Genomic DNA, 23,269 nt, shown 5'->3' with positions numbered 1-23,269 from the left:
AGTATAACAGTGGAGTTTACCCAGCTACTGAAAGTGATGGTGGAGCGCGGAGCGTCTGATCTATTTATTACCGCAGGCGCTCGCCCTAGCATTAAAGTCGATGGCACGTTAAAGCCATTAACCAAAGAGCCGCTGAAACCGTCTCAGGCACGTTCCTTGGTCTATTCAACCATGAACGATAAGCAGATCGCCGAGTACGAAGCGACGAATGAGTGCAATTTTGCTATTAGTGCTCCTGGGCTTGGTCGTTTTCGTGTGAGTGCCTATTTACAGCGCAACTCATCGGGCATGGTGCTGCGTCGGATTAACATGACGATTCCGGGTTTTGAAGAGCTAAACCTACCACCGGTCATGAAAGATCTAGCCATGACGAAACGTGGTTTAATCCTATTCGTAGGGGGAACTTCAACGGGTAAATCCACCTCGTTGGCATCGTTGATCGATTATCGTAACCGCAACAGCCGCGGCCACATCATCACCATCGAAGACCCAATCGAGTATATCCACGAGCACAAAGAGTCGATCATCACGCAGCGTGAGGTCGGCTTGGATACCGATTCGTTCGAGGTGGCGCTACGTAATACCTTGCGCCAAGCGCCAGATGTGATCTTGATGGGCGAGATTCGTACTCGAGACTTGATGGGTTACGGTTTGACGTTTGCTGAAACAGGCCACCTCTGTTTGGCGACGTTGCACGCCAACAATGCCAACCAAGCGTTGGACCGGATTATCAGCTTCTTCCCGCCTGAGCATCATGATCAGCTCTGGATGGAGTTATCGCTCAACCTAAAAGCGATTGTTGCACAACAACTATTGCCGACTACCGATGGTAAAGGGCGCCGTGCTGCCATTGAGGTGATGATCTGCACACCGTTGATCCAAGATCTTATTCGTAAGGGTGAAGTGCATGAGATCAAGGACGTGATCAAGAAGTCAACGAACTTGGGTATGCAAACCTTCGATCAAGCGCTGTTTGAGCTGTATAAAGAGGGTGCGATTACTTACGAAACGGCGCTGGCTCATGCGGATTCTGCGAACGATCTACGCTTGATGATCAAGCTGAGCGCAGAGACCAACCCTGAGTTAGCGAAAGGCTTTGAGTCTTCGGATAGCCTCTTCCTGCAAGATGAAGAGGATAGCTTGAACATTGAGGGCGATTTAGATATCCACAAAATGTAACAAGCTTGAATGTAAAAAGCCGCCTAATCAGGCGGCTTTTTTAGTACTGTTCACGGCGTGTTTTTTAACAGTTAGCGGCGGTATTACGCGTTGATTTGATAAACTTCGCGGCCAGCCACCCATGTGCTCGTAACGCGGCCTTTGAGGGTCATACCCAAGAACGGTGTGTTCTTACCGGTTGAGCGCAGAGTTTCTGGCAGTACTTCCCATCGCGCCTCTGGATCAAAGATACAAAGGTCCGCTACCTCACCCACTGCTAGAGAGCCAGAAGCCAGTCCCAAGATATTCGCAGGGCCTGCCGTTAGCTTTTCAACGAGCTGTGGCAGCGTAATGAGCTCCTGCTCCACCAGTAATAGGCCAAGCGGCAACAACGTTTCAAGGCCAGAAATACCCGGTTCTGTCGCGGCAAAGGGTGCTTGTTTGGCGGCTGGGTCGTGTGGCTGGTGGTCTGAGCAGATGGCTTGAATACCATCATTCAGCAGTGCATGGCGTAAGCCTGCTCGGTCGAGCTGACCGCGCAAGGGTGGAATGACATGGAACATGCTGTTGAAACCATCAACGTTCTCATCTGAAAGTAACAGATGATGAATCGCAACATCTGCGGTGACATTCAGGCCACGATTACGCGCATCCATCACCATACGTACCGAGCGCTCACACGATAGTTGGCCAAAATGTGCGCGCACATCGGTCTGCTCAACGAGCAGTAGGCAGCGGGCGACCTCGATCGTCTCGGCGGTTTCGGGGATGCCTGCCAAGCCCAAGCGTGTACAGGTAGTATCGTCATGCATACAGCCGTTAGCGGCGAGCTGAGCATCCTGCGGCTGGAAGATAACCAGAAAGTCATGAGTGCTGGCGTACTCTAGGCAGCGCATCAATGTCAGGCTACTAGGAATTGCAGCCCGTGCATTTGTGAACGCAACACAGCCAGAACGATGCAGCGCATGCATGGGGGCCAGTTGCTCGCCTTCGAGCCCTTTCGTGAGTGCGCCCATGGGTAATACGTTGGCTAAGCCTGTGGCTTGGGCGCGGTCAACAATGAGTTCAGCGACCGCAGGGTTGTCCACGACGGGGCTGGTAGTTGGTGGGGTGAGCAACGTGGTGATGCCACCTGCAACCGCAGCGGCTGACTCGGAGCTAATTGTGCCTTTCTGGGTATAGCCCGGCTCGCGAACGTGCGCGGCCATATCGATCAGGCCGGGTGTCACCACCATACCTGTGGCATCGATGCGCTGGGTGATCTCGCCGGCTGGTGGTTGGCCAATGGCGACAACTTTTCCGTCTTGTAGGTAGATCGAGGTGATCTCGTCACGTTGTTGTTTAGGGTCGATCAGGCGGCCATTTTCGATTGCGACGATCATTGTGCTGCCTCCATACGGTTGTTCTTCTCGGCCACTTGCCCGCTCATCGCCATCGACATTACAGCCATACGCACAGCGATACCGTTGGTAACTTGATCAAGAATCAATGAGCGTGGCCCGTCTGCTACGGACGACTCAATCTCTACACCGCGGTTGATTGGACCGGGGTGCATTACCACCGCATCGGGTTTAGCGAGCTTGAGTTTCTCTTCGGTCAAACCGTAAAGTCGGTAGAATTCCGATTCGCTCGGCAGCAGAGCACTTTTCATACGCTCTTTTTGCAGACGCAGCATCATCACAACATCGCAGTCTTTGAGGCCTTCATTCATATCGGTATAGACCTTCACGCCTAGCATTTCGATATGACGTGGGAGCAGCGTTTTAGGTGCGATAAGACGGACCTCAGCGGCCCCTAACGTGCGCAGGGCATGGATTTGGGAACGCGCAACGCGTGAGTGCAAAATATCGCCAACGATGGCCACCACCAGCGGCTCGAACGCGCCTTTGTGGCGGCGAATGGTCATCATATCCAGCATCGCTTGGGTCGGATGCGCGTGGCGTCCGTCACCGGCGTTGATCACCGCAACATCGGGAGAAACATGCTGGGCGATAAAGTGTTGTGCACCGCTGTCAGAGTGGCGCACGACAAACATATCGGAATGCATCGCTTCTAGGGTTTGCAGGGTGTCTTTGAGCGTTTCGCCTTTGGATGTCGAGGAGGTGCTGATGTTAAGATTTAATACGTCTGCTGAGAGGCGTTTCGCCGCCAATTCAAAGGTACTTAAGGTGCGCGTACTGGCCTCAAAAAAGAGGTTTACGACAGTTTTACCACGCAGCAGCGGGACTTTCTTAACCTGCTGCTCACTCATATCGATAAAGGAGTCGGCGGTGTCCAAGATCTCTGTTAGGAGTGCTTTGGATAAACCTTCGGTAGTAATAAAGTGCTTCAGCTGCCCATTGCTGTTGAGCTGAATACGGTTGGGGTCTTGTGGCTCAAACATAATCGCTCCAGCGGTTAGCTCGTTTTGGTGCTGATCTCGAGAGTTAGTGGGTTAGGGCCGTTGAGTTTGACCTGCTGGTCGGTATCCAGTGTAAGCACACCGCCGTTCACATCAGCCTGAATCGGTAACTGACGGCGTTGCAAGTCTACCAAGGTTACCAGCGTGACAGACGCTGGGCGGCCATAATCGAACAGCTCATTTAGGGCCGCTCGTATGGTGCGGCCACTCATGATCACATCATCGACCAAGATGATGTCACGGCCTTCGGTAGCACAAGGGAGTTGTGAGGGCTGAACACTCGGATTGAGTCCGATCTGCGAAAAATCATCACGATAGAACGAGATGTCTAGCGTACCCAGCGGGCTTTGAATATCCAGCGCTTGATGTAACTGCTCGGCGATCCAAACGCCGCCGGTGCGGATGCCAATAATGAATGGGTCTTCGATTTGGCGATGTTTCATTAGTACCGAGAGCTCGGCTGTCATCTTTTCAAGTAGTGACTCGACGTTAAGCGTGCCCGTTACCATAGAGGTCCTCCAAACGGGTGTGGCTGGGGATACGTTGTTCATCCGTAAACCAGCTATCTAGAATGATTTGTGCAGCGAGACCATCAACCGACTCATCGCGAAAGTTATCACTGCCGCCGTGCGCAAAATGGATCTCTTTGGCCTCTGCGGATGAGAGCCGCTCATCGACAAGAAAGCAGTCACAGCGGTAGCGGTCTTGGATGCGGTTGGCAAATTTACGAGCACGCCGTGCCATTTCGCTGATGGTGCCATCCATATTTAGGGGGATGCCGACCACTAATGTGTCGGGTTGCCATTCGGCAACGACCCGATCAAGGGCCTGCCAGTCAGGGATGCCATCTTTTGCAGAAATTGGGGCCAGCGCAGTAGAGGTGCGAGTTAATGTCTGGCCTGTGGCGATACCAATACGGCGCGTACCAAAGTCAAAGGCCAGCACTTGTTGGCTGGTTGATGTCATTAGGGGTGTCTTGCGTTGTGATCAGGCGCGGCCAGATTGTGCCGTAAGCTGATTCAGGTTAAAGCCCATTCCAGCAGCAGCGGCTTGCATGCGCTCCTCTGCTGGCAGGGTGAACATTATATCTGAATTCGCAGGACAGCTTAACCAAACGTTATCACTAATTTCTTGCTCCAACTGACCCGGCCCCCAACCGGCATAACCAAGCGCAATAAGCGCATCGGCTTGGCCTGTTTGGCCAATGGCTTCAAGGATGTCCATTGAGGTCGTCAGAAAGAGGTTGTCAGTGATCGCATGCGTGGCAAGCCATGGGTTACCAAGAAACTCACGGTGTAGCACGAAGCCGCGATCACTCTGCACAGGCCCACCGGCATACACGGGAATTTCCGCCGCTTGAGGGTTTTCGGGTAGGTCGAGATGGCTCAGCATGGCATCTAAGTGCATCTGCATCGGGCGGTTGATCACCAGCCCCATAGCACCGTATTCGCTATGGTCGCAAATATAGATAATGGATTGCGCGAATGCATCGTCATCTAAATGGGGCATAGAGATAAGAAATTGGTCGCGCAAACTGGTCTGACTTCTCGACATGACAAAACCACACGTGGAAAGATACTGACACTCTATTTCTAGTACAACTGTGCCGTATTCTCAAATTCTAGCGTGCGAATAATTTCTAGCATATCGGTGGTTTTGCGCATCTCTACCGAGAACGGCTGGAAGGGCGCTGCGAGCTGTACAATACGAATGGCAGCATCATCCAGAATGCGGTTCCCAGACGAGCCGAGCACTTGTACTTTCTGCAAAGCACCATCAGGCGTGATAACGACCAACAAGCGTAGACGGCCTTTGAGATCGCGTTTACGGGCTTCCTCTGGGTAGTAGAGGTTGCCGACTTGTTCGATACGGCGGCGCCAGTTGTCAAGGTAAGCGGCATCGCTAGAGGCGGCTGTTGAAACTGAGGTTAAGCGGCGAATGCGCGGCTTTTTCGCGAGCTCTTGCTGGCGAAAGTCGATCTGTGCCTCAAGGTTGGCGATCTCTAGGCTGCGAGCAAGCAGCGAGGTTGATTGGCCTGCCGCCGGTGTTGCTGTCGCTGTTTTAGGCTTATCTTCGCGCTTTTTAGCGACTTTCTGCGTTGCTTTTTTACTGCTCACAACCTCCTTCTTAGCCCGCTTGGGCGCCACTTCTTGGCTTTTTTGCGCAACCTCTGTAATCGGTTTTGGCGGTGTGGGAGGGAGGGGTTGATTCGTTGGAACCGCCGCAGCGGCTGCTTGGTTGCGGATACGATTGTCGGTGAAGTTGGAGGCTTCTGTGGTAGAGAGCGTACGCGCTTCCTCTTCAGTACCGCTACCGAGTTGATTATGTTGCGCCAGAAAATCAGATTTCTCCGGCGCCTGCTCCGACTTGTGTTGCGCTAACGTAACCTCGACCGTTTGGGTCGGAGGCGATTTTTGCTCCTGTCCAAACGTAATCGAGAAGATAGCGACGCCATGCAACGCAATAGCAAAAAAGAGCGTATAGCCCAGCCGATCCATGGTTGAGAGCGCACCTGCTACTAATGAGCTTGCGTTGCTTTGATACACCTTAGCGTGGCTTCCATGCTGATTCGATTGCATCCATCAACTGCATACCGATATCTAAACCGAACTGGTTATCAAGCTCGCGAATACAGGTCGGGCTGGTGACATTGATTTCAGTAAGATAATCGCCGATCACATCCAGACCCACGAAAAAGAGCCCTTTTTCGCGCAGTGTTGGACCGACTTGTTCGCAAATCCAGCGATCACGATCTGTTAGTGGGCGGCCCTCACCGCGGCCACCTGCGGCTAGGTTACCGCGCGTTTCGCCCTGTGCAGGTATACGCGCCAAGGCATAGGGTAGTGGCTCACCGTTGATCATCAAAATACGCTTGTCGCCATCGACAATCTCCGGCAGATATTTCTGCGCCATAATTGTCTCTTCACCATAGCGCGTGAGCGTCTCAATAATAACACCCAAATTAACGCCATCAGGTTGGATGCGGAAGATCTGACTACCGCCCATCCCGTCCAGTGGTTTGAAGATGACATCGCCATGCTCGGCGTGGAACTCACGTAATAGGTCTTCTCGGCGGGTGACGAGCACCGGCGGGCAGCATTGCGGGAACTCAGTTGCAAACAGCTTTTCATTGCAGTCACGGAGTTGCTGCGTTGGATTGACCAGCATGACACCGTCGCGCTCTGCCATGGCGAGCAGTTGGGTGGTGTAGAGGAACTCGCGGTCGAACGGTGGATCTTTACGCATCAAGATAACGTCCAGATCAGCCAATGGACGGCGCTGGTAGTCGCCCCGCTCAAACCATTGCTCTGGGTCCATCGCGACTGAGAGGGGGGCCATATCGGCTTGTACAACACCATCACGGGAGAACAGGTGCTGAGGCTCCATATACCAGATATCCCAGCCTTTACGCTGTGCAGCCCAAAGCATAGCCAGTGAGCTGTCTTTCTTGAAACTGATCTGATCGATCGGGTCCATCACGATGCCGATTTTCAATGTCATTACTTATTGTCCTCTATGATCGGATAAGGACCGGGTGTCAGCCGGCGTGACCCAAGTCGCCCCACATATATTGCAGGATTGCTTGAGCGGCTACAGGAGCCGTTTCTGTTCTCATTACTCTGGGGCCAAAGGCGACCGGTTTAAAGCCTGCAGCGATCGCTTGCTCCACTTCTGCTTCGGTTAAACCGCCTTCCGGGCCAACCAGCAGCGCGACACTTTGGGGTGCATCAAGCGCGGCCAAGGGTTGTTCGGTGTGATGATGCAAAACGAGTTTTAGTTCCGCATCACACTGTTGTACCCAGTCGGTTAGCATACACGGTGCTGCAATCTCTGGAATCTCATTGCGTAGCGATTGCTCGCACGCGCTGATCGCCACCTGTTGCCAGTGCTGAATTCGTTTTCCTTGGCGTTCTGCTGAGAGTTTCACCTCGCTACGCTCGGTAAAAAGCGGCGTCATCGAGGTCATGCCCATCTCAGTGGATTTTTGCACAGCATAGTCCATTCGCTCACCGCGTGAGAGCGCCTGACCAATATGCACTTTGAGGGCACTGGAGCGCGATAGCTGAGTCACTTCACGCACCTGTACGCTGGCGGAGCGTTTAGCAACGTCAACTAGCTCACATAGGTGTTCATTGCCTTGGCCATCAAATAGGGTGATGAGCTCGCCGCTTTTCATACGTAGTACGCGGCACACATGTTGGACAACATCGTCACGCAGTGACACGGTTTCGCCGCAGGCAAAGTGTTCGGGCTGATAAAAGCGGGGTATACGCATGGGATCTTCTGAGGTTAAAAAATGACATTATGCCATCTTAGTCGACCTCGACAACGATATTTTGGTCTTCCAACATCTGTTCAAATTTATCCACCGGCAGTGGCTTGCTGAGAAAGAAACCTTGGACGATATCGCAATTCATATGGCGCAGTTGGCTGAGTTGCTCCAGTGTCTCGACACCCTCGGCGACAACCTCGAAGCCTAAACCATGAGCCATATGGATAATCGCCTCAACGATTTTTTGATCACCGATATTTTCATCAAGCTCGTCGATGAAAGAGCGGTCAATTTTGACTTTATTGATTGCCAGATTACGAATGCGGCTCAATGATGAGTAACCTGTACCGAAGTCGTCGATAGACAGACTGATGTGGCGAGCCTTGAGTTGCTCTATCTTCTCTTGGAGTACCTCGATTGATTCGATGAGTACCCCTTCGGTGAGCTCCAGTTCCAGCGCATGTGCAGGGAAATTGTAGGGCTCGATAGCGCTATCGATCACTTCGCGCAGGTCGCTGCGGGTAAACGTAATTCCCGATAGGTTGATCGCGAGTGTTGGTGCGTCTAAGCCATCTTGACGCCACGTATCGAGCTGCTTGGCCGCCGCGGCGATAACCCATTTGTCGAGCCGTGATACAAGCCCGCTCTGCTCCGCAAAGGTGATAAAACTGGCTGGCGAAACAAAGCCTCTGCGCGGGTGCTGCCAGCGCAACAGCACCTCTGCTGAAACGAGCTTGTTAGTTTTTAAGTCAAACAGCGGTTGAAATACAAGGTGAAACTGATCCTGCTCGATGGCTTCTTGGATATCTTTCCACATCGCTAAACGCTCATCGACCGCAAGCGTTTTAAGCTGCTCAAACAGCATGTAGTCCAGTTCAAGTCTACGTGCTTCACTGAGTGCCTCTTCAGCATGGCTGATGAGCAGTAGCTCTTGGTCGCCATCATTGGGCGATATGCTAATCCCGATACGCGAGTTAAATGCCAGTGATTGGCTATCGGCTTGTGGATCCATAATGGACTGTTGGATCGCAGCCGTTAAATTGCGCAGCTCTTCATTGGTAGAAAAGCGCGGGCGCACCACAGCAAAGCTATCATCGCCGTGACGGGCAACGAGGTCGTCGGACGCGACGCTTTGGCATAGACGCTCTGAGATATTAGTGACAACCGCGCGGCTGGCGTTGACCTCCCACTGGGACAAGATATCGCGTAGTAACGGAACTTTGATAACGAGAATAGCCGTGCGGTCGCCGGGGTGATTGTTTTTCAAGATATGTGAGAGCTGATCACCGAGCGCTTTGCGGCTGAGTAGTTGTGTGGTGGGGTCGAAGGCTTCTAAGTACTTGGCGTATTCTTGCGCATCTTTGAGCTCTCTATTTTCGTGGCTTTGCTCTTGGAAGTGAGCTAAAGCACGGGCGATGGTGCCGAACTCATCTCGGCGCATCGTATCGGTAATTAAGATATCGAGGTTGCCGCTGGCAAGCTGATCAATCTGCTTAACGGTTCGGTGGGCCGGTAGGCTGATACTACGTGCGATAACACCAGATAAAATAAAGGTAAAAATCGCTGTGATCGCTAGCAGAGCGACATACAGCGTATGCTGGTCATTGAGCATCCCTTCGATATCTTCAGTGAAGTAACCGCTACCAATAACCCAATCGGTGCCAGCTACGTGCATGGCATAGCTGAGTTTATCGGTGGGTTGGCTGTCGCCCGGCCGGAGCCACTGATACGTCCAGTAGCCGTTCCCTGTGCTGGCGGCTTTGCTGATCATCTCTTTCAGCAATGAGATATCGATCGAGTCAGACAGCGAACTTAAGGGTTGACCTTCGATATCGGGACGTAGCGGGTGGGAGATGCTGATGCCTTGGCTGGTAAAGAGGTAGAGATAGTTGCCTTCGCCGTAGCGGAAACCTTTGATTAGGTCGCTGGCTAACTGCATCTGTTCTGCTGGGGAGATATCGTCACGTTCGGCGACGCTTTGCAGTTGATTGGCGGTGCCGGTGACCACGCTGCGCAGGACCTCTTTGCGTGATTCATAGAGCGCGTCTTTGAAAAACTGCTGCGACAACAGATGAATCACCGAGACACTCACCAGCAGCACCGAAACAAGCAGGAACAGTTTCGAGTGTATGCTGAAGTTCTCTAAGTTGGGCAAAAGGCGTTTTGATTCAATCACACTACAAACTTCCGGCATATCCTTTGCGCGACGGATCGTAAAGTTAACTAAGTAATTTATATTTATAGTGAAAGTTTGATTTTTTACCAAAAAAAAAGCGCCTTAAGGCGCTTTTTTCATACGAACGTTTTAACTAGAGACCTGCGTCAGCTTTTAACGCTTCGACTTTATCGGTGCGTTCCCATGTGAAGGCTGTGAAGGTGTCATCGCCGACAGTCATCTCATATGGCTGGCGGCCGAAGTGACCGTAGGCGGCCGTTGCTTTATACATCGGGTGTAATAGATCAAGCATACGAGTGATCGCGTGAGGGCGCAGATCAAAGTGGCGCTTAACAAGTTCAATGATCTTCTCATCGGAGATTTTGCCGGTACCGAACGTGTTGATAGAAACAGAAGTCGGTTCAGCGACACCGATGGCATAGGACACCTGAATTTCACAACGATCAGCTAGACCAGCAGCCACTACGTTTTTCGCAACATAACGGCCTGCGTAAGCGGCGGAGCGGTCAACTTTTGATGGGTCTTTACCCGAGAACGCACCACCACCGTGACGAGCCATACCGCCGTAGGTATCAACAATAATCTTACGACCTGTCAGGCCGCAGTCACCGACAGGTCCACCGATCACGAAGTTGCCTGTTGGGTTGATGTGGAATTTGGTTTCGTTTGTGATCCACTGTGCTGGGATCACATGTTTGATGATCAGCTCCATAACAGCTTCGCGCAGATCGGCTTGCGATACATCAGGGTTGTGCTGCGTCGAAAGAACGATCGCATCGATTCCGGCAGGTTGGCCGTTTTCGTAGCGGAAAGTTACCTGTGACTTCGCATCTGGACGCAACCATGGCAGCAAGCCTGATTTGCGCGCTTCAGCTTGGCGCTCAACAAGACGGTGTGCGTAGGTGATCGGTGCAGGCATCAGCACGTCTGTTTCGTTGGACGCATAACCGAACATCAAACCTTGGTCACCAGCACCCTGATCTTCTGGCTTAGAGCGATCAACGCCTTGGGCGATATCGATAGATTGCTTACCGATAATATTGATTACGCCACAGGTATCGCCATCGTAACCTACCTCAGATGAGGTATAACCGATATCGTTGATAACAGTACGTACTAAATCTTCAAGGTCTACCCAAGCCGATGTGGAGATCTCACCGGATACAACTGCTACACCCGTTTTTACCAAGGTTTCACAAGCAACACGTGCATATTTATCTTCGCTGATAATGGCATCTAGCACAGCATCGGAAATTTGGTCGGCGATTTTATCCGGGTGCCCTTCGGACACGGACTCAGAAGTAAATAGGCTGTATTCGCTCATCGCGTGTAAATACCCTCTTAAAGAATCGATATTAAGGAAGCCAGAGATAGGTTTTCGTACGGGCGAAGTGTCTCTGAAGTATTGAAGTAGCCAGCTATTCTAGCCTTGTTGCCGCACTATTGCATGAAATTCAATGGCCGGTTAGATGAAAATTTACGCGTGAAACATGAAATTCGTTCACTTTTACGTGAATTATCGGTTTTTTATTGAAGCAGAGGCCTATCTGCGCGAAAATTGCGCGCAGTTTTTCCTTCCTTTTTTACCGGTGCTGGCGGGTATCAAAAATGATGCTGACCAGCCTAGAACTAATTGGGTTTTTCCCAGGAGTTGATTGAATGTCCTCTCGCAGAGAACTAGCGAATGCTATTCGTGCACTAAGTATGGATGCGGTTCAAAAAGCAAAATCGGGCCACCCTGGCGCGCCTATGGGTATGGCGGATATCGCCGAGGTGCTTTGGAACGATTTTATGAAGCACAATCCGACGAACCCGCAGTGGTTTGATCGTGACCGCTTCGTTCTATCCAACGGCCACGGATCTATGCTGATCTACTCTTTGCTGCACCTAACAGGCTACGACGTTTCGATCGACGATCTTAAAAACTTCCGCCAGTTACATTCTAAAACGGCAGGCCACCCTGAATACGGCTACTGCCCAGGTGTTGAAACAACCACTGGCCCGCTAGGCCAAGGTATCTCTAACGCCGTTGGTTTTGCGGTCGCTGAAAAAACGCTTGCAGCGCAGTTCAACCGCGAAGGCCACGAGATCATCAACCACTTCACTTACGCATTCTTAGGTGATGGTTGCATGATGGAAGGCATCTCACACGAGGTGTGTTCACTGGCAGGTACGTTGGGTCTTGGCAAGCTGATCGCGTTCTGGGATGACAATGGCATCTCTATCGACGGTGAAGTTGAAGGTTGGTACACCGATGACAACGTGAAGCGCTTCGAGTCTTACGGCTGGCAAGTGATTCCAAATATCGACGGCCACAACCCTGATCAGATCCGTGCGGCTATTGAGCAAGCGCAAGCGAACACAGAGCAGCCAACGCTGATCTGCTGTAAGACGATCATCGGCTTTGGCTCGCCAAACAAGGAAGGTAAAGAGGACTGCCACGGCGCACCATTAGGCGACGACGAGATCGCTTTAACGCGTGAGCGTCTGGGTTGGAACCACGGTGCCTTTGAAGTACCAGAAGATATCTATGCTGACTGGGATGCTAAGAACGCGGGTTCTGTCTCTGAAAACGAATGGAATGAGCGTCTAGCAGCGTATCGCGCGGCTCATCCTGAGCTTGCTGCTGAACTGCTGCGCCGTATCTCTGGTGATCTGCCAGCGGACTTCAGCGAGAAAGCGGACGCGTGGATCGCAGAAGTCGCTGAGAAAGGTGAAACTATCGCCTCGCGTAAAGCGTCACAAAACGCGATCAACACTTATGCGCCGATGCTGCCAGAGCTGCTTGGCGGTTCTGCTGACTTGGCTGGCTCTAACCTAACGCTATGGTCGGGTGCGAAGGGCATCTCTAAAGATGATGCATCTGGTAACTACCTATTCTACGGGGTTCGTGAGTTTGGTATGTCTGCCATCATGAACGGTATTGCGTTGCACGGTGGCTTCGTCCCTTACGGCGCTACGTTCCTTGTCTTCATGGAGTACGCGCGCAACGCTCTGCGTATGGCGGCTTTGATGAAGCAACAAGCGATCCATGTATACACGCACGACTCAATCGGCCTGGGTGAAGATGGTCCTACGCACCAACCTGTTGAGCAGGTTGCTAACCTTCGTCACACACCAAACATGAGCACATGGCGTCCATGTGATGCTGTGGAGTCTGCAGTGGCATGGAAAGCGGCGTTGGAGCGCAAAGACGGCCCAACAGCGATGGTATTCTCTCGTCAAGGTTTACCGCATCAAGCACGCAGCGCGGAGCAGATCGCTAACATCCAGCGCGGTGGTTATATCTTACAAGATACGGATGGTCAGCCTGATGCTATTCTTATCGCGACAGGTTCTGAAGTGGGCCTTGCGATGGATGCGGCGAAAGCGCTGGCGGCAGACGGTATCAAAGCACGTGTTGTGTCGATGCCAGAGACGGGTCTGTTCGACAAGCAAGATGCTGCATACCGTGAGTCGGTGCTGCCAGCGGCTGTTACTGCTCGTGTGGCAGTTGAAGCGCTGCAAGCAGACTTTTGGTACAAGTATGTTGGCCTGAATGGCGCTATCGTTGGTATGACAACCTTCGGTGAGTCTGCGCCTGCTGGCGAGCTATTTAAGCACTTTGGCTTCACGGTCGACAATGTTGTCGATACGGTTAAGTCAGTACTTTAATGTCACCCTCGGAGCCGCATCTCTTTGCGGCTCCTGCGTTTTAGCGTAATCACTCATATGACCTATCGTGTTGCAATCAATGGATATGGCCGTATCGGGCAGTGTGTCTTACGGGCAATCTATGAATCCGGTTTGCATAAGCAGCTACAGGTTGTAGCGCTTAACGAACTATCAGATATCGATACTGTTACCTATCTGACGCGTTACGACACCACCCATGGCCGTTTCCCTTTGCCGGTTGAGAATGACTCTGAGCACCTCTTAATTGGAGAGGATCGCATCCGAGTCATCAATCAATCGGATCCGTCGCAGTTGCCGTGGGGAGAGCTCGATGTAGATATGGTCTTTGAGTGCTCTGGCTCTTTCAGCGACCGTGAAATGGCTCAATTGCACTTGGACTCTGGCGCGAAACGGTTGTTGTTTTCACAGCCAGCTAAGCCTGATGTCGATGCCACGATTATTACCGGTTTGAACAGCCACCTGTTACGTCCCGATATGACAATCGTTTCAGCGGCGTCTTGTACGACCAACTGTATCGTACCTGTGTTGGATCTGTTGCATCGCCAATATGGCATTGTTCATGGGTTAACAACGACGATTCACTCGGCGATGAACGACCAGCCGGTGATCGATAGCTATCACCAAACCGACTTGCGTCTGACGCGCAGTGCTCTGCAGTCAATCATCCCTGTTGATACGGGCCTTGATAAGGGAATTGATCGTCTTTTGCCTGAGTTATCAGGGCGCTTTGAGTGTTTGCACCTGCGGGTTCCGACGATCAACGTTTCAGCGATGGATGTCAGTTTACAGGTTGAACAATCCGCAAGTATCGATGAGGTTAATAGCCTATTAAAACAGGCTGCGCATAATGAGCTGAAAGGACTATTGGGGTATACCGACGAGCCACACGCTTCAGTAGACTTTAACCGCGATTCGCGCTCAGGGATCGTTGATGGTACCCAAACGCGCGTCAGCGGTGGCAAGATGATCAAACTACTTTGCTGGTTTGATAACGAGTGGGGCTTTGCAAATCGTATGCTCGATGTGGCACGCGATTGGTTGGCGAGCAGCCAGCCGAAGAACTGAATTTTTGAATTATCAACTTACAGAGTAGGACACGCCAAATGAGTGTATTAAAGATGACAGATCTGGATCTGAGCGGTAAGCGCGTTTTGATCCGCGAAGATCTGAATGTTCCCGTAAAAGATGGTCAGGTAACATCGGATGCCCGCATCCGCGCATCTTTACCAACTATTGAGTTTGCCCTAAAAGCGGGTGCAAAAGTGATGGTAATGTCTCATTTGGGCCGTCCGACAGAAGGCGAGTACGAAGAGAAGTTCTCTCTGGCACCTGTTGCGAGCCACCTAGGTAAGTTGCTTGGCCGCGAGGTGCCACTGGTTAAAGATTGGCTAGAGGGTGGCTTCGATGTGGCAGAAGGTGAACTCGTATTGCTTGAGAACGTGCGCTTTAACGCAGGCGAGAAGAAAGACGATGCTGAGCTTTCTCAAAAAATGGCAGCGTTATGTGATGTGTATGTGATGGACGCGTTTGGCACGGCGCACCGTGCACAGGCCTCTACACATGGTGTTGGTAAGTTAGCGCCAGTTGCTTGCGCGGGCCCTCTGTTAGCAGGTGAGCTAGACGCGCTAGCAAAAGCACTGCAAACGCCTGCTAAGCCAATGACTGCGATTGTTGGAGGTTCAAAGGTTTCTACCAAGTTGACCGTATTGGAAGCGCTATCCGACAAGGTTGATCAACTGATCGTCGGAGGTGGTATCGCTAACACATTCCTTGCAGCAGCAGGCAAGCCTGTAGGTAAGTCACTCTACGAAGCTGACCTTATCCCGCAAGCTAAAGCGTTGATGGAGAAGGTGAACGTGCCAATCCCAACGGATGTTGTTGTGGCGACGGCGTTTGCTGAAGATGCAGAAGCGACGATCAAGGCGGCGGATGATGTGTCTGAAGACGACATGATTCTGGACATCGGCCCTGATTCGGCGGCTGCGCTGGCGGCACTATTGCAGGACGCGGGCACGATCATCTGGAATGGTCCTGTCGGTGTGTTTGAGTTTGACCAGTTTGGTGAAGGCACGAAAGCCCTGTCTATGGCGATTGCAGAGAACCAAGGTTTCTCGATTGCTGGTGGTGGTGACACGCTAGCAGCAGTGGATAAGTATGAAATTGCTGATCGTGTATCCTACATCTCAACGGGCGGCGGCGCTTTCCTAGAGTTTGTTGAAGGAAAAACGCTGCCAGCGGTTGCGATGCTTGAGGCATGCGCTGCACAATAACCGGGCGGGTTAAAGAGTTGTACAGATCGCCTAGTTGCGCGTTTATGCACAGCGTACTAGGCGGTTAGATATCAGATTCGACTCAGCCATGCTGGGTCACTTTTTTGAAAACTTAAAATAACAGGGCAAAATAATGGCTTTGATCTCAATGCGTCAGTTGCTGGATCATGCAGCTGAACACGGCTATGGCATTCCAGCTTTTAACGTAAACAATCTTGAGCAGATGCGTGCCATCATGGAAGCGGCTGACAAGACTAACTCACCTGTTATTGTTCAAGCATCTGCAGGTGCACGTAAATACGCAGGCTCTAACTTCCTGCGTCACATGATCTTGGCATCGATTGCTGAGTTCCCGCACATTCCTGTTTGTATGCACCAAGACCACGGTACATCTCCGGCGGTTAACCAGCGCTCAATCGCAATGGGCTTCTCATCCGTTATGATGGATGGTTCATTGATGGAAGATGGAAAAACACCATCATCTTACGAGTATAACGTTGATGTTACGCGCCGTACGGTTGAAATGGCACATGCATGCGGTGTTTCTGTTGAAGGTGAACTGGGGTGCTTAGGATCACTGGAAACAGGGCAGGCGGGTGAAGAGGATGGTATCGGTGCAGAGGGTATCTTGTCCCACGACCAGATGCTAACTGACCCAGATGAAGCGGCAGACTTTGTCTCGAAAACGAATGTGGATGCACTTGCAATCGCGTGTGGTACTTCGCACGGTGCTTACAAGTTTACGCGCCCACCAACAGGCGACATCTTGGCGATCGATCGTATCAAAGCGATCCACGATCGTATCCCTAACACTCACTTGGTGATGCACGGATCCTCTTCTGTTCCACAGGAGTGGTTGGCTGTGATCAATGAGTTTGGCGGTGAGATTCCAGAAACGTACGGTGTGCCAGTTGAGCAGATCGTTGAAGGTATTAAGTACGGTGTGCGTAAGGTTAACATCGATACGGATCTGCGTTTGGCATCGACAGGTGCTGTGCGTCGTTTCATGGCGGAAAACCCAGCTGAGTTTGATCCACGCAAATACTTGAAGAAGACTATCGAAGCGATGAGTGAAATCTGTATTGCTCGCTACGAAGCGTTTGGTACAGCAGGTCACGCATCTTCTATCAAGGCGATCTCTCTTGAAGCGATGGCTGATCGATATACAGCTGGTGAACTAGACGCAAAAATTGCCTGATCTAGTGTATTGATTTTAAACAAAACCGCCTTTATAGGCGGTTTTTTTTTGGCGCTAGCTCTCCCTATTTATGGGGAGTTACACTAAACTGAACGTAAGTTGTTCAAACAGAGATGTGATTATGAGAACAATCAGCTATCTGGCTGTTTGCGTCTTACTGTTGAGCAACCCCGTCGCTGCGAATGAACTACCACGACCTCAAGGGACGGTCATTTTAACGCTAACAGGACAGCTCTCGTTTGGTAACTCTCACCACGGGGTTGAGCTGGATATGGCGTTGCTTAAGGCTCTGCCTACCCATCAAATTAAGACAAAAACACCTTGGACTGATGGTGAAGCGATTTATCGCGGTGCGTTACTCATTGAGTTGCTGGACTGGGCAGGCGCCGCTGATGCAAGCGAGGTGAAACTCACTGCGCTTAACAACTACTCCGCTACCTTATCGCTGCGCGAAATACAGCGTTATCCGATCGTTCTGGCGTATGAAGCAGACGGAAAAAAGATGCGAGTGCGCGATAAAGGCCCGGTTTGGGTTGTGTATCCGCTGAGCGATTTCCCGGAACTCGATACGCCAAAAATTCATAGCCATATGGTTTGGCAATTACGGCATATCGAGGTGCGTTAATGCGCTCGCCGTTGGTTCGACTCTTGCCGCTCTTAATCGTCGTCGTTGTGTTTGCAGTGTCGTCGGTTGTCAGCTTGCAGCGCAATTCTGAGGCGTCGCAATTGATTGCCGTCTCGATGAAAAATGGTGCTTGGAGCGCGACTGAGCTTGAGAGTGAGATGCAGCACTTTCTTTATGCGTTGGAGTTACTGCCGGCGGGATTGCGCCGTTGGGAGGAGGTTCGTTTACGCTTCGATCTGTTTTGGTCTCGTGTGGGAGTGCTAACCCAAGGAGAGGAGAACAGAGAGTTTCGATCACGCCAAGAAGTGCGATCGATTCTTGTGAGGTTAGAGGGGCTCTTTGAGAAGCACGAAGCATACTTTGATCGAGAGTCGCCACCGGCTCCCGCTGTTTTAGCCTCTACGTACGCAGACTTCTCGGCACTATTGCCGTTGATACGAGAGATCAATGTGCAGAGTTTCAACGGGGAGAACACATTTCTGCGCCTAGAGCGTATTCAAAACTTGCACCAAGAGATCAGTGTTTTCCTATTAGGGTTGCTTTGCAGCGGTGCTGCGCTTGTTTTTATCATCGCTCGCCAGAGTGCTCGAAACCGTCGCTTAGCATTGCACGATGCATTAACCGGCCTACCCAATCGTAACTATTTTAATGAGCAATTAGCGAGCGCAGAAGCACGCGCATTTCGTACCAGAGCACGTATGGCGATTCACGTGGTGGATGTAAATGACTTTAAGTTGGTGAATGATGAGTATGGTCATGCCGCAGGAGATCACCTACTCACGGAGGTGGCCAAGCGCTTATCGAGCTGTGTACGCCGGTCCGATACCGTGGCGCGGATGGGTGGAGATGAGTTCGCCATCATTCAAGAACACTTGGATGATGTGGAGGCCGTTGCGCAGCTAGGTGAGCGCATTTGCAAAGCGATGCAAGGCCCAATAACTCTGGGTAGTGAAAGTCTCCACATTGCGGTGAGTGTGGGGGCGAGTATTTACCCTGATGATGCTGCAAGCGCAGAACAAACGATGGTGAACGCCGATCAGGCGATGTATCAGGCAAAGCTGCAGCACGCGATGCGCTTTCAGTTTTTCGACCGCTCCGTGAATGACCAATTAGTGCGTAGGCAGATGCTTGCTGCGGACTTTCCTGCTGCGCTGAGTGGTGATGAACTTGGTTTACGATATCAGCCTATCCTTGCTCTAAAAACCGATCATGTTTGGGGTGTAGATGCGCAAGCATATTGGGAGCATCCGGTGTTTGGCGGTTTAGACTCGCTGGAGATCAGCACCATAGCGGAGTACTGTGGCTTGGGGCGTGCGTATAGCGAATGGCAAGTTCGTACCGCCTGCCAAGCTTGTGCTACTTGGTTTCGCGCAGGTTTTGTAACATTACCAGTGCACCTTGAAGTTTCGTCGCTCAGTTATATCGACAGTCATTTAGCAACCACACTAAAGCAAGAGTTGGAGCGGTTGGCGTTACCGGGGCACTGCATCGTTATCAAGGTGTCGGAAGAGGTGGTGGTGCGCCATTTGGAGGCCGCAAGAAGAGCTTCAGCAGTACTATCCCGTTTGGGCGTAGGTATCGCATTGGATAAGTTTGGTGCGGGGTGTGCTTCGATAAAGCACTTGAACGAACTGCCTATCCAGTTGCTCAAGGTGGATTGCAGTTTAACGCACTCTGTACAGCGTGATACGCGGCTGCTGTATATGATCGCGCAACTACTCGCAGGACTAAAGCTTGAAGGTGTTGTCGAGGGGGTTGAAACAGAGTCTGAGCGTGCGGTGCTCAGGAGGATGGGCTTTGTGTGGGGGCAAGGGGGGGTCTTCTGTGAGCCTGTGGAACTGACGGCTTTGTTAAGGTTTCTTGGCAAGCAGTCGACGGTCGGTTAAGTTAATGATGAGTTCATAGCATGCCACGTAGTGTCATAGTCGAAAATTAACTGGAGACTTCACCATGGATCTACTAAAAGTTGCGTCGGACCTTTTCTTACAACAACTCGAAGGCCAAGGCTTAGACGCGGATGCGGTCTCTTCTGCGCTTGGTCAATTGCTAGGAAGTGGCGACGGTAATATTGATCTAAGCGCTCTGTTAGAGCAATTCAACAGCGGCGGCTTAGCATCCGTTGCGCAGTCGTTGTTGCAAGGCGGAGAGGGCGAAGGGTTTTCTGTCGAGCAGTTAACTCAGGTGTTCGGTGAGAGCTCTCTGAGCGATTTTGCTGCCAATATAGGACTTGATAGTGCGGACTCTACCCAAGCGCTTGGCCAAATGCTGCCACAGCTGCTTAATGAGGGTGGGGCAGATGGTTTATTGGATGCTGTCGGTGGCGTGGAAGGCCTTGCAGGTATGGCCTCGAAGCTATTTCGGTAGTCTCCTTGTCCATTTGTGCGGTATTAAGCGTGAGCGCTGTTATCTGGCTTAAATAGTCGGATAATCTACCTATCGGTCGCTTTTATGACCGGTCATTAGGCCTCCAAAAGAGGCCTATGATTCATTCTTACACCAACAGGTCACAAGCCGGTTGGTCGGAATAATAGGTATCAGATGAACCGTACTCATTACTGGCTCTCCTTGCTTGAGGGCTGCTTTCTTGTTGCGCTGGGTGTGCATGTGCTGAGCGCGTCACAGCTACTTATTAGTGGCACAGCGGGCGTAGGCATCTTACTACAGCCGCTATCTGGGCTATCGTTTGGGCAGCTCTTTTTCGTGTTGAACTTACCATTTTGCCTGCTTGCATGGCGTTATCTAGGTGCTGCTTTTACGCTGCGTACTGGTATTTGTGTCACGCTACTGGCCATCTTTTCTGAGGTGCTGGCCCGTTACGCGTTCATCGATGTTACTCCAGTGGTCGCGGCTATTATTGGCGGTACTCTGATTGGTTTTGGCTTGATGGTGTTGCTGCGTCAGCAGGCTTCTTTAGGCGGAATCAATGTGCTCGCTGTTTTCTTGCAAGAACATTTTGGCATTCATCCTGGGAAGACGTTGTTCGTCAGCGATTTGCTATTAGGCGCATGTGCGCTATTGGTGATGTCGCCCACACAGGTCATGCTCTCGGTGGTTGCTTTTGTTTTGATGAGTCAAGTCGTCGGGCGTTATCATCAGTCAGTTGCTCAGACGGGCAGTGAGGCATAAAAAAAGCAGGCGAAGCCTGCTTTAGTTACGACGACCTGTGCTGCTTAGAGCGGAGTCACCTGGTCTGCCTGAGGGCCTTTCTGGCCTTCGACCTCAACAAAAGATACTGATTGACCTTCTACGAGGGTTTTGCGGCCTTGACCGACAATTGAACGGAAGTGAACGAACAGATCCGAACCGCTGTCACGCTTGATGAATCCGTAGCCTTTTTCGTCATTGAACCACTTAACGGTTCCTGTTTGTGTATCAGACACGATATAGCACTCTTTCTTATTGAACGTTGGTTTCCCACTCTTTACTAGCAGCAAGGAGCTTTGCGTCACTGCACCCAAGCAAGCAAAGCGACTGGAGCAGGTATCATCTGAAAGAGTCGTGCTACTTCAACGCAAAGAACTTGATCGTGGATACAGATCAGTTTTGAGTGTATCCATTCAACCGACACAACGCAAAAAAAAACGCCGTTTTTTTGAAAAAACGGCGAATATTACTATCTTGTCATCTTAATGTCTAGCGATAGGGCAAAAAGCCCTTCGCCAAAATAATTTAAACTTTGAATCGCTTCACCAGCGTATCAAGATCGTTCGCTAGTCGTGACAGTTCGGTACTTGATGAGAGTATCTGGTCGGTTCCGGCTGCGGACGAGTTAGAGGCATCGTTGATCGACACAAGAGATTGGTTGATCTCTTCGGCTACACTGGTTTGCTCTTCGGATGCGCAAGCGATCTGAGAGTTCATATCAGTGATACTAGAGACAGCTTGCTGGATGGAGGTTAGCGCCGCTCCAGCAGCAGTCGCTTCTTCACCGGTTGCTTCGGCGCGTTGGCGGCTATGCTCCATCGCCTGTACCGCGGCTTTCGTACCCGCCTGTAAGCGCTCAATGGCTTGCTGGATTTCGGCAGTTGATTGTTGAGTACGTTGGGCAAGTGTACGAACCTCATCAGCTACGACGGCGAAGCCGCGGCCTTGGTCTCCAGCACGCGCTGCCTCAATCGCCGCATTCAAGGCGAGTAAGTTCGTCTGCTCCGCAATGCCTTGGATCACCTCAATGATAGAGCCGATGTTGGTGCTATCCGTCTCGACCGACAGGATCTTATCGGAAACCTGCTGTACTTCATGGATAAGCTCGTTGGTCGCAGCAACAGCGTTCGCGACGATATTATTCCCTTCCATCGCTTGGTTTAGCGTGTCCTGTGCTGCTTGGTCAGCTAGATCTGCGCTTTTTGCGACTTCTGTCACGGTAGCTGCCATCTCATTCATTGCTGCGGCAACTTGCTCGACCTCTTGGTTCTGGAAGTTAATGCTGCTCTGCGCATTGGCACTAACGCCGTTCAGCTCCATAGCCGATGTCGATAGTTGCTTTGATGAGATATTGATTTGGGAGAGAACTTGGCGCATTTGCGCGACCATATGGTTAAAGCTCTCTGCAATCGACGATAGCTCATCCTTGCCGTTAACGGGTATCGCCTGTGTTAGGTCGGAGTTATCACGTACATTCTCCATCGCATTCTTCAGATTATCCAAAGGCTCTCGAATAGAGCGATAAACCAAGAACGCGAAAACAGCCATAGCGGAGATTAAAATGACGATCAGTACGCCGGTTGTGATCTTCTCTGAGTTGTAGCGGTCATGAAGCTCTTCAATAGATGCATGAGTATAGGTTGTTTGTAGATTGAACAGTTCCGTGATCTTCTCGCTGATAGGGTCAATGGTTTCATAGAGTGGGCCATCGAACGCTTGCAGCTTATTGGTGGTTGAACCTTGAATATTGCGTAAAGCAGCGGAAAACTCGGCTATCGATTGGTTAGCGGGTTTGAACAGCTGCTCAGCTTCTTTAATTAGGCGTTTTTCATCGCTATTAGGATGATCTACCTCTAAGAAGCTGCGCCAGTTTTCCTGAATATTGCGAGTGGCTGAGTTGATGTTACTGAGAGCATCAGTGGCTGAAATTAAGCCGGAGTTGGCTTTATTCGCCGTATCGATCACCAGAACGGCGTAATCATCGGCGATGAGTTTTAGTTTCTGTATCGGAATGATACGGTCTTGATATACCTTATCCATGCCGTCATTGGCGTCGTTAAGCGCTACCATGCTGTTTGTTACCATAAAAATTAGAGCAACAATTGGAAGAATAGAAAGCAAAAGGAGTTTTGAGCGAATGCTCAAAGAAGATAGCAGCATAGGACGTCACCTCAAGAACGGCTAAAGCTTAAAGGGCATATGTTGCCTTTATGGGCTGAATTTGTGTTAGAGCTTGGTAGTTTAGGTAGGGTATCTACATTAACTAATTATAAGTATAGACACGCTTTGGCATAGTACGTAACTGATGACGTAATACTTTAGCCCTCTTTTGGTGCATTCTGCTTTCAG

General features: G+C 51.1%; 21 protein-coding genes. 9 read left to right on the top strand and 12 right to left on the bottom strand.

The window, feature by feature from the left end:
• Window positions 1-9 precede the first annotated feature (9 nt).
• A complete protein-coding gene (locus E4L36_RS10355; protein WP_136680551.1) occupies window positions 10-1,179 on the top strand; it encodes a PilT/PilU family type 4a pilus ATPase in 1,170 nt (389 codons plus the stop codon).
• Window positions 1,180-1,262: 83 nt separating this feature from the next.
• On the opposite strand, the gene E4L36_RS10350 is transcribed toward E4L36_RS10355, so the two are convergent.
• From E4L36_RS10350 to metK, 10 genes are all read right to left on the bottom strand, one after another.
• Window positions 1,263-2,540, bottom strand: a complete 1,278-nt coding sequence (locus tag E4L36_RS10350) for a dihydroorotase (RefSeq protein ID WP_136680550.1) — start codon at window positions 2,538-2,540, stop codon at window positions 1,263-1,265.
• A complete protein-coding gene (locus E4L36_RS10345) occupies window positions 2,537-3,541 on the bottom strand; it encodes an aspartate carbamoyltransferase catalytic subunit (RefSeq protein ID WP_127693385.1) in 1,005 nt (334 codons plus the stop codon). Before E4L36_RS10345 ends, E4L36_RS10350 begins: the two co-directional genes overlap by 4 nt.
• 14 nt (window positions 3,542-3,555) lie before the next feature.
• The gene (gene pyrR, locus E4L36_RS10340; RefSeq protein ID WP_127693384.1) at window positions 3,556-4,068 is read right to left on the bottom strand and encodes a bifunctional pyr operon transcriptional regulator/uracil phosphoribosyltransferase PyrR; all 513 of its coding nucleotides are present in this window, start codon (window positions 4,066-4,068) and stop codon (window positions 3,556-3,558) included.
• Window positions 4,049-4,525 carry a Holliday junction resolvase RuvX gene (gene ruvX, locus E4L36_RS10335; RefSeq protein ID WP_136680549.1) on the bottom strand — a complete coding sequence of 159 codons (477 nt, stop codon included), beginning with the start codon at window positions 4,523-4,525 and terminating at the stop codon, window positions 4,049-4,051. Before ruvX ends, pyrR begins: the two co-directional genes overlap by 20 nt.
• Before the next feature lie 21 nt (window positions 4,526-4,546).
• Entirely contained in the window at window positions 4,547-5,113 is a 567-nt protein-coding gene (locus tag E4L36_RS10330; protein WP_136680548.1) for a YqgE/AlgH family protein, read from the bottom strand.
• A 38-nt stretch (window positions 5,114-5,151) separates the two neighbouring features.
• Window positions 5,152-6,138 (bottom strand): TonB family protein, encoded by a 987-nt coding sequence (locus E4L36_RS10325; protein ID WP_240770710.1) that lies wholly within the window; start codon window positions 6,136-6,138, stop codon window positions 5,152-5,154.
• On the bottom strand, window positions 6,107-7,060 hold the full coding sequence (gshB, locus tag E4L36_RS10320) for a glutathione synthase (RefSeq protein WP_136680547.1): 954 nt from the start codon (window positions 7,058-7,060) through the stop codon (window positions 6,107-6,109). The genes E4L36_RS10325 and gshB overlap by 32 nt, the downstream gene beginning before the upstream one ends.
• 37 nt (window positions 7,061-7,097) lie before the next feature.
• Window positions 7,098-7,835 carry a 16S rRNA (uracil(1498)-N(3))-methyltransferase gene (locus E4L36_RS10315; protein ID WP_136680546.1) on the bottom strand — a complete coding sequence of 246 codons (738 nt, stop codon included), beginning with the start codon at window positions 7,833-7,835 and terminating at the stop codon, window positions 7,098-7,100.
• A gap of 37 nt (window positions 7,836-7,872) precedes the next feature.
• A complete protein-coding gene (locus E4L36_RS10310) occupies window positions 7,873-10,008 on the bottom strand; it encodes an EAL domain-containing protein (protein ID WP_169051523.1) in 2,136 nt (711 codons plus the stop codon).
• 133 nt (window positions 10,009-10,141) lie between these two features.
• Window positions 10,142-11,332, bottom strand: coding sequence for a methionine adenosyltransferase (gene metK, locus E4L36_RS10305; RefSeq protein WP_127693378.1), 1,191 nt, complete (start codon window positions 11,330-11,332; stop codon window positions 10,142-10,144).
• 335 nt (window positions 11,333-11,667) lie between these two features.
• Between metK and tkt the strand changes: the two genes are divergently transcribed.
• The 8 genes from tkt (at window position 11,668) to E4L36_RS10265 (ending at window position 20,902) form a co-directional block, all read left to right on the top strand.
• The gene (tkt, locus tag E4L36_RS10300; RefSeq protein ID WP_136680544.1) at window positions 11,668-13,662 is read left to right on the top strand and encodes a transketolase; all 1,995 of its coding nucleotides are present in this window, start codon (window positions 11,668-11,670) and stop codon (window positions 13,660-13,662) included.
• 57 nt (window positions 13,663-13,719) lie between these two features.
• A complete protein-coding gene (locus tag E4L36_RS10295; protein ID WP_136680543.1) occupies window positions 13,720-14,748 on the top strand; it encodes a glyceraldehyde 3-phosphate dehydrogenase NAD-binding domain-containing protein in 1,029 nt (342 codons plus the stop codon).
• Window positions 14,749-14,786: 38 nt separating this feature from the next.
• Window positions 14,787-15,953: a phosphoglycerate kinase gene (locus E4L36_RS10290; RefSeq protein ID WP_136680542.1), complete on the top strand. Its 1,167-nt coding sequence runs from the start codon at window positions 14,787-14,789 to the stop codon at window positions 15,951-15,953.
• Window positions 15,954-16,086: 133 nt separating this feature from the next.
• Complete coding sequence (fba, locus tag E4L36_RS10285) at window positions 16,087-17,151, top strand: class II fructose-bisphosphate aldolase (protein WP_136680541.1); 1,065 nt, start codon at window positions 16,087-16,089, stop codon at window positions 17,149-17,151.
• Between the two features lie 121 nt (window positions 17,152-17,272).
• On the top strand, window positions 17,273-17,776 hold the full coding sequence (locus E4L36_RS10280; RefSeq protein WP_136680540.1) for a molybdopterin-dependent oxidoreductase: 504 nt from the start codon (window positions 17,273-17,275) through the stop codon (window positions 17,774-17,776).
• Window positions 17,776-19,662: a diguanylate cyclase gene (locus E4L36_RS10275; RefSeq protein ID WP_136680539.1), complete on the top strand. Its 1,887-nt coding sequence runs from the start codon at window positions 17,776-17,778 to the stop codon at window positions 19,660-19,662. The genes E4L36_RS10280 and E4L36_RS10275 overlap by 1 nt, the downstream gene beginning before the upstream one ends.
• Before the next feature lie 64 nt (window positions 19,663-19,726).
• The gene (locus tag E4L36_RS10270) at window positions 19,727-20,140 is read left to right on the top strand and encodes a YidB family protein (protein ID WP_136680538.1); all 414 of its coding nucleotides are present in this window, start codon (window positions 19,727-19,729) and stop codon (window positions 20,138-20,140) included.
• A gap of 174 nt (window positions 20,141-20,314) precedes the next feature.
• On the top strand, window positions 20,315-20,902 hold the full coding sequence (locus E4L36_RS10265) for a YitT family protein (RefSeq protein ID WP_136680537.1): 588 nt from the start codon (window positions 20,315-20,317) through the stop codon (window positions 20,900-20,902).
• A gap of 44 nt (window positions 20,903-20,946) precedes the next feature.
• Here the strand turns inward: E4L36_RS10265 and E4L36_RS10260 are convergent, their stop codons facing one another.
• Together E4L36_RS10260 and E4L36_RS10255 are read right to left on the bottom strand one after the other, a co-directional pair.
• Entirely contained in the window at window positions 20,947-21,156 is a 210-nt protein-coding gene (locus E4L36_RS10260) for a cold-shock protein (protein ID WP_136680536.1), read from the bottom strand.
• Window positions 21,157-21,445: 289 nt separating this feature from the next.
• On the bottom strand, window positions 21,446-23,080 hold the full coding sequence (locus E4L36_RS10255; protein ID WP_136680535.1) for a HAMP domain-containing methyl-accepting chemotaxis protein: 1,635 nt from the start codon (window positions 23,078-23,080) through the stop codon (window positions 21,446-21,448).
• Window positions 23,081-23,269: the final 189 nt, after the last annotated feature.

Source organism: Neptunomonas sp. XY-337 (assembly GCF_004959845.1).
Lineage (GTDB): Bacteria > Pseudomonadota > Gammaproteobacteria > Pseudomonadales > Balneatricaceae > Neptunomonas > Neptunomonas marina.
The sequence above is the reverse complement of the archived record's forward strand: the minus strand, read 5'-3'. Positions and strand labels throughout refer to the sequence as shown.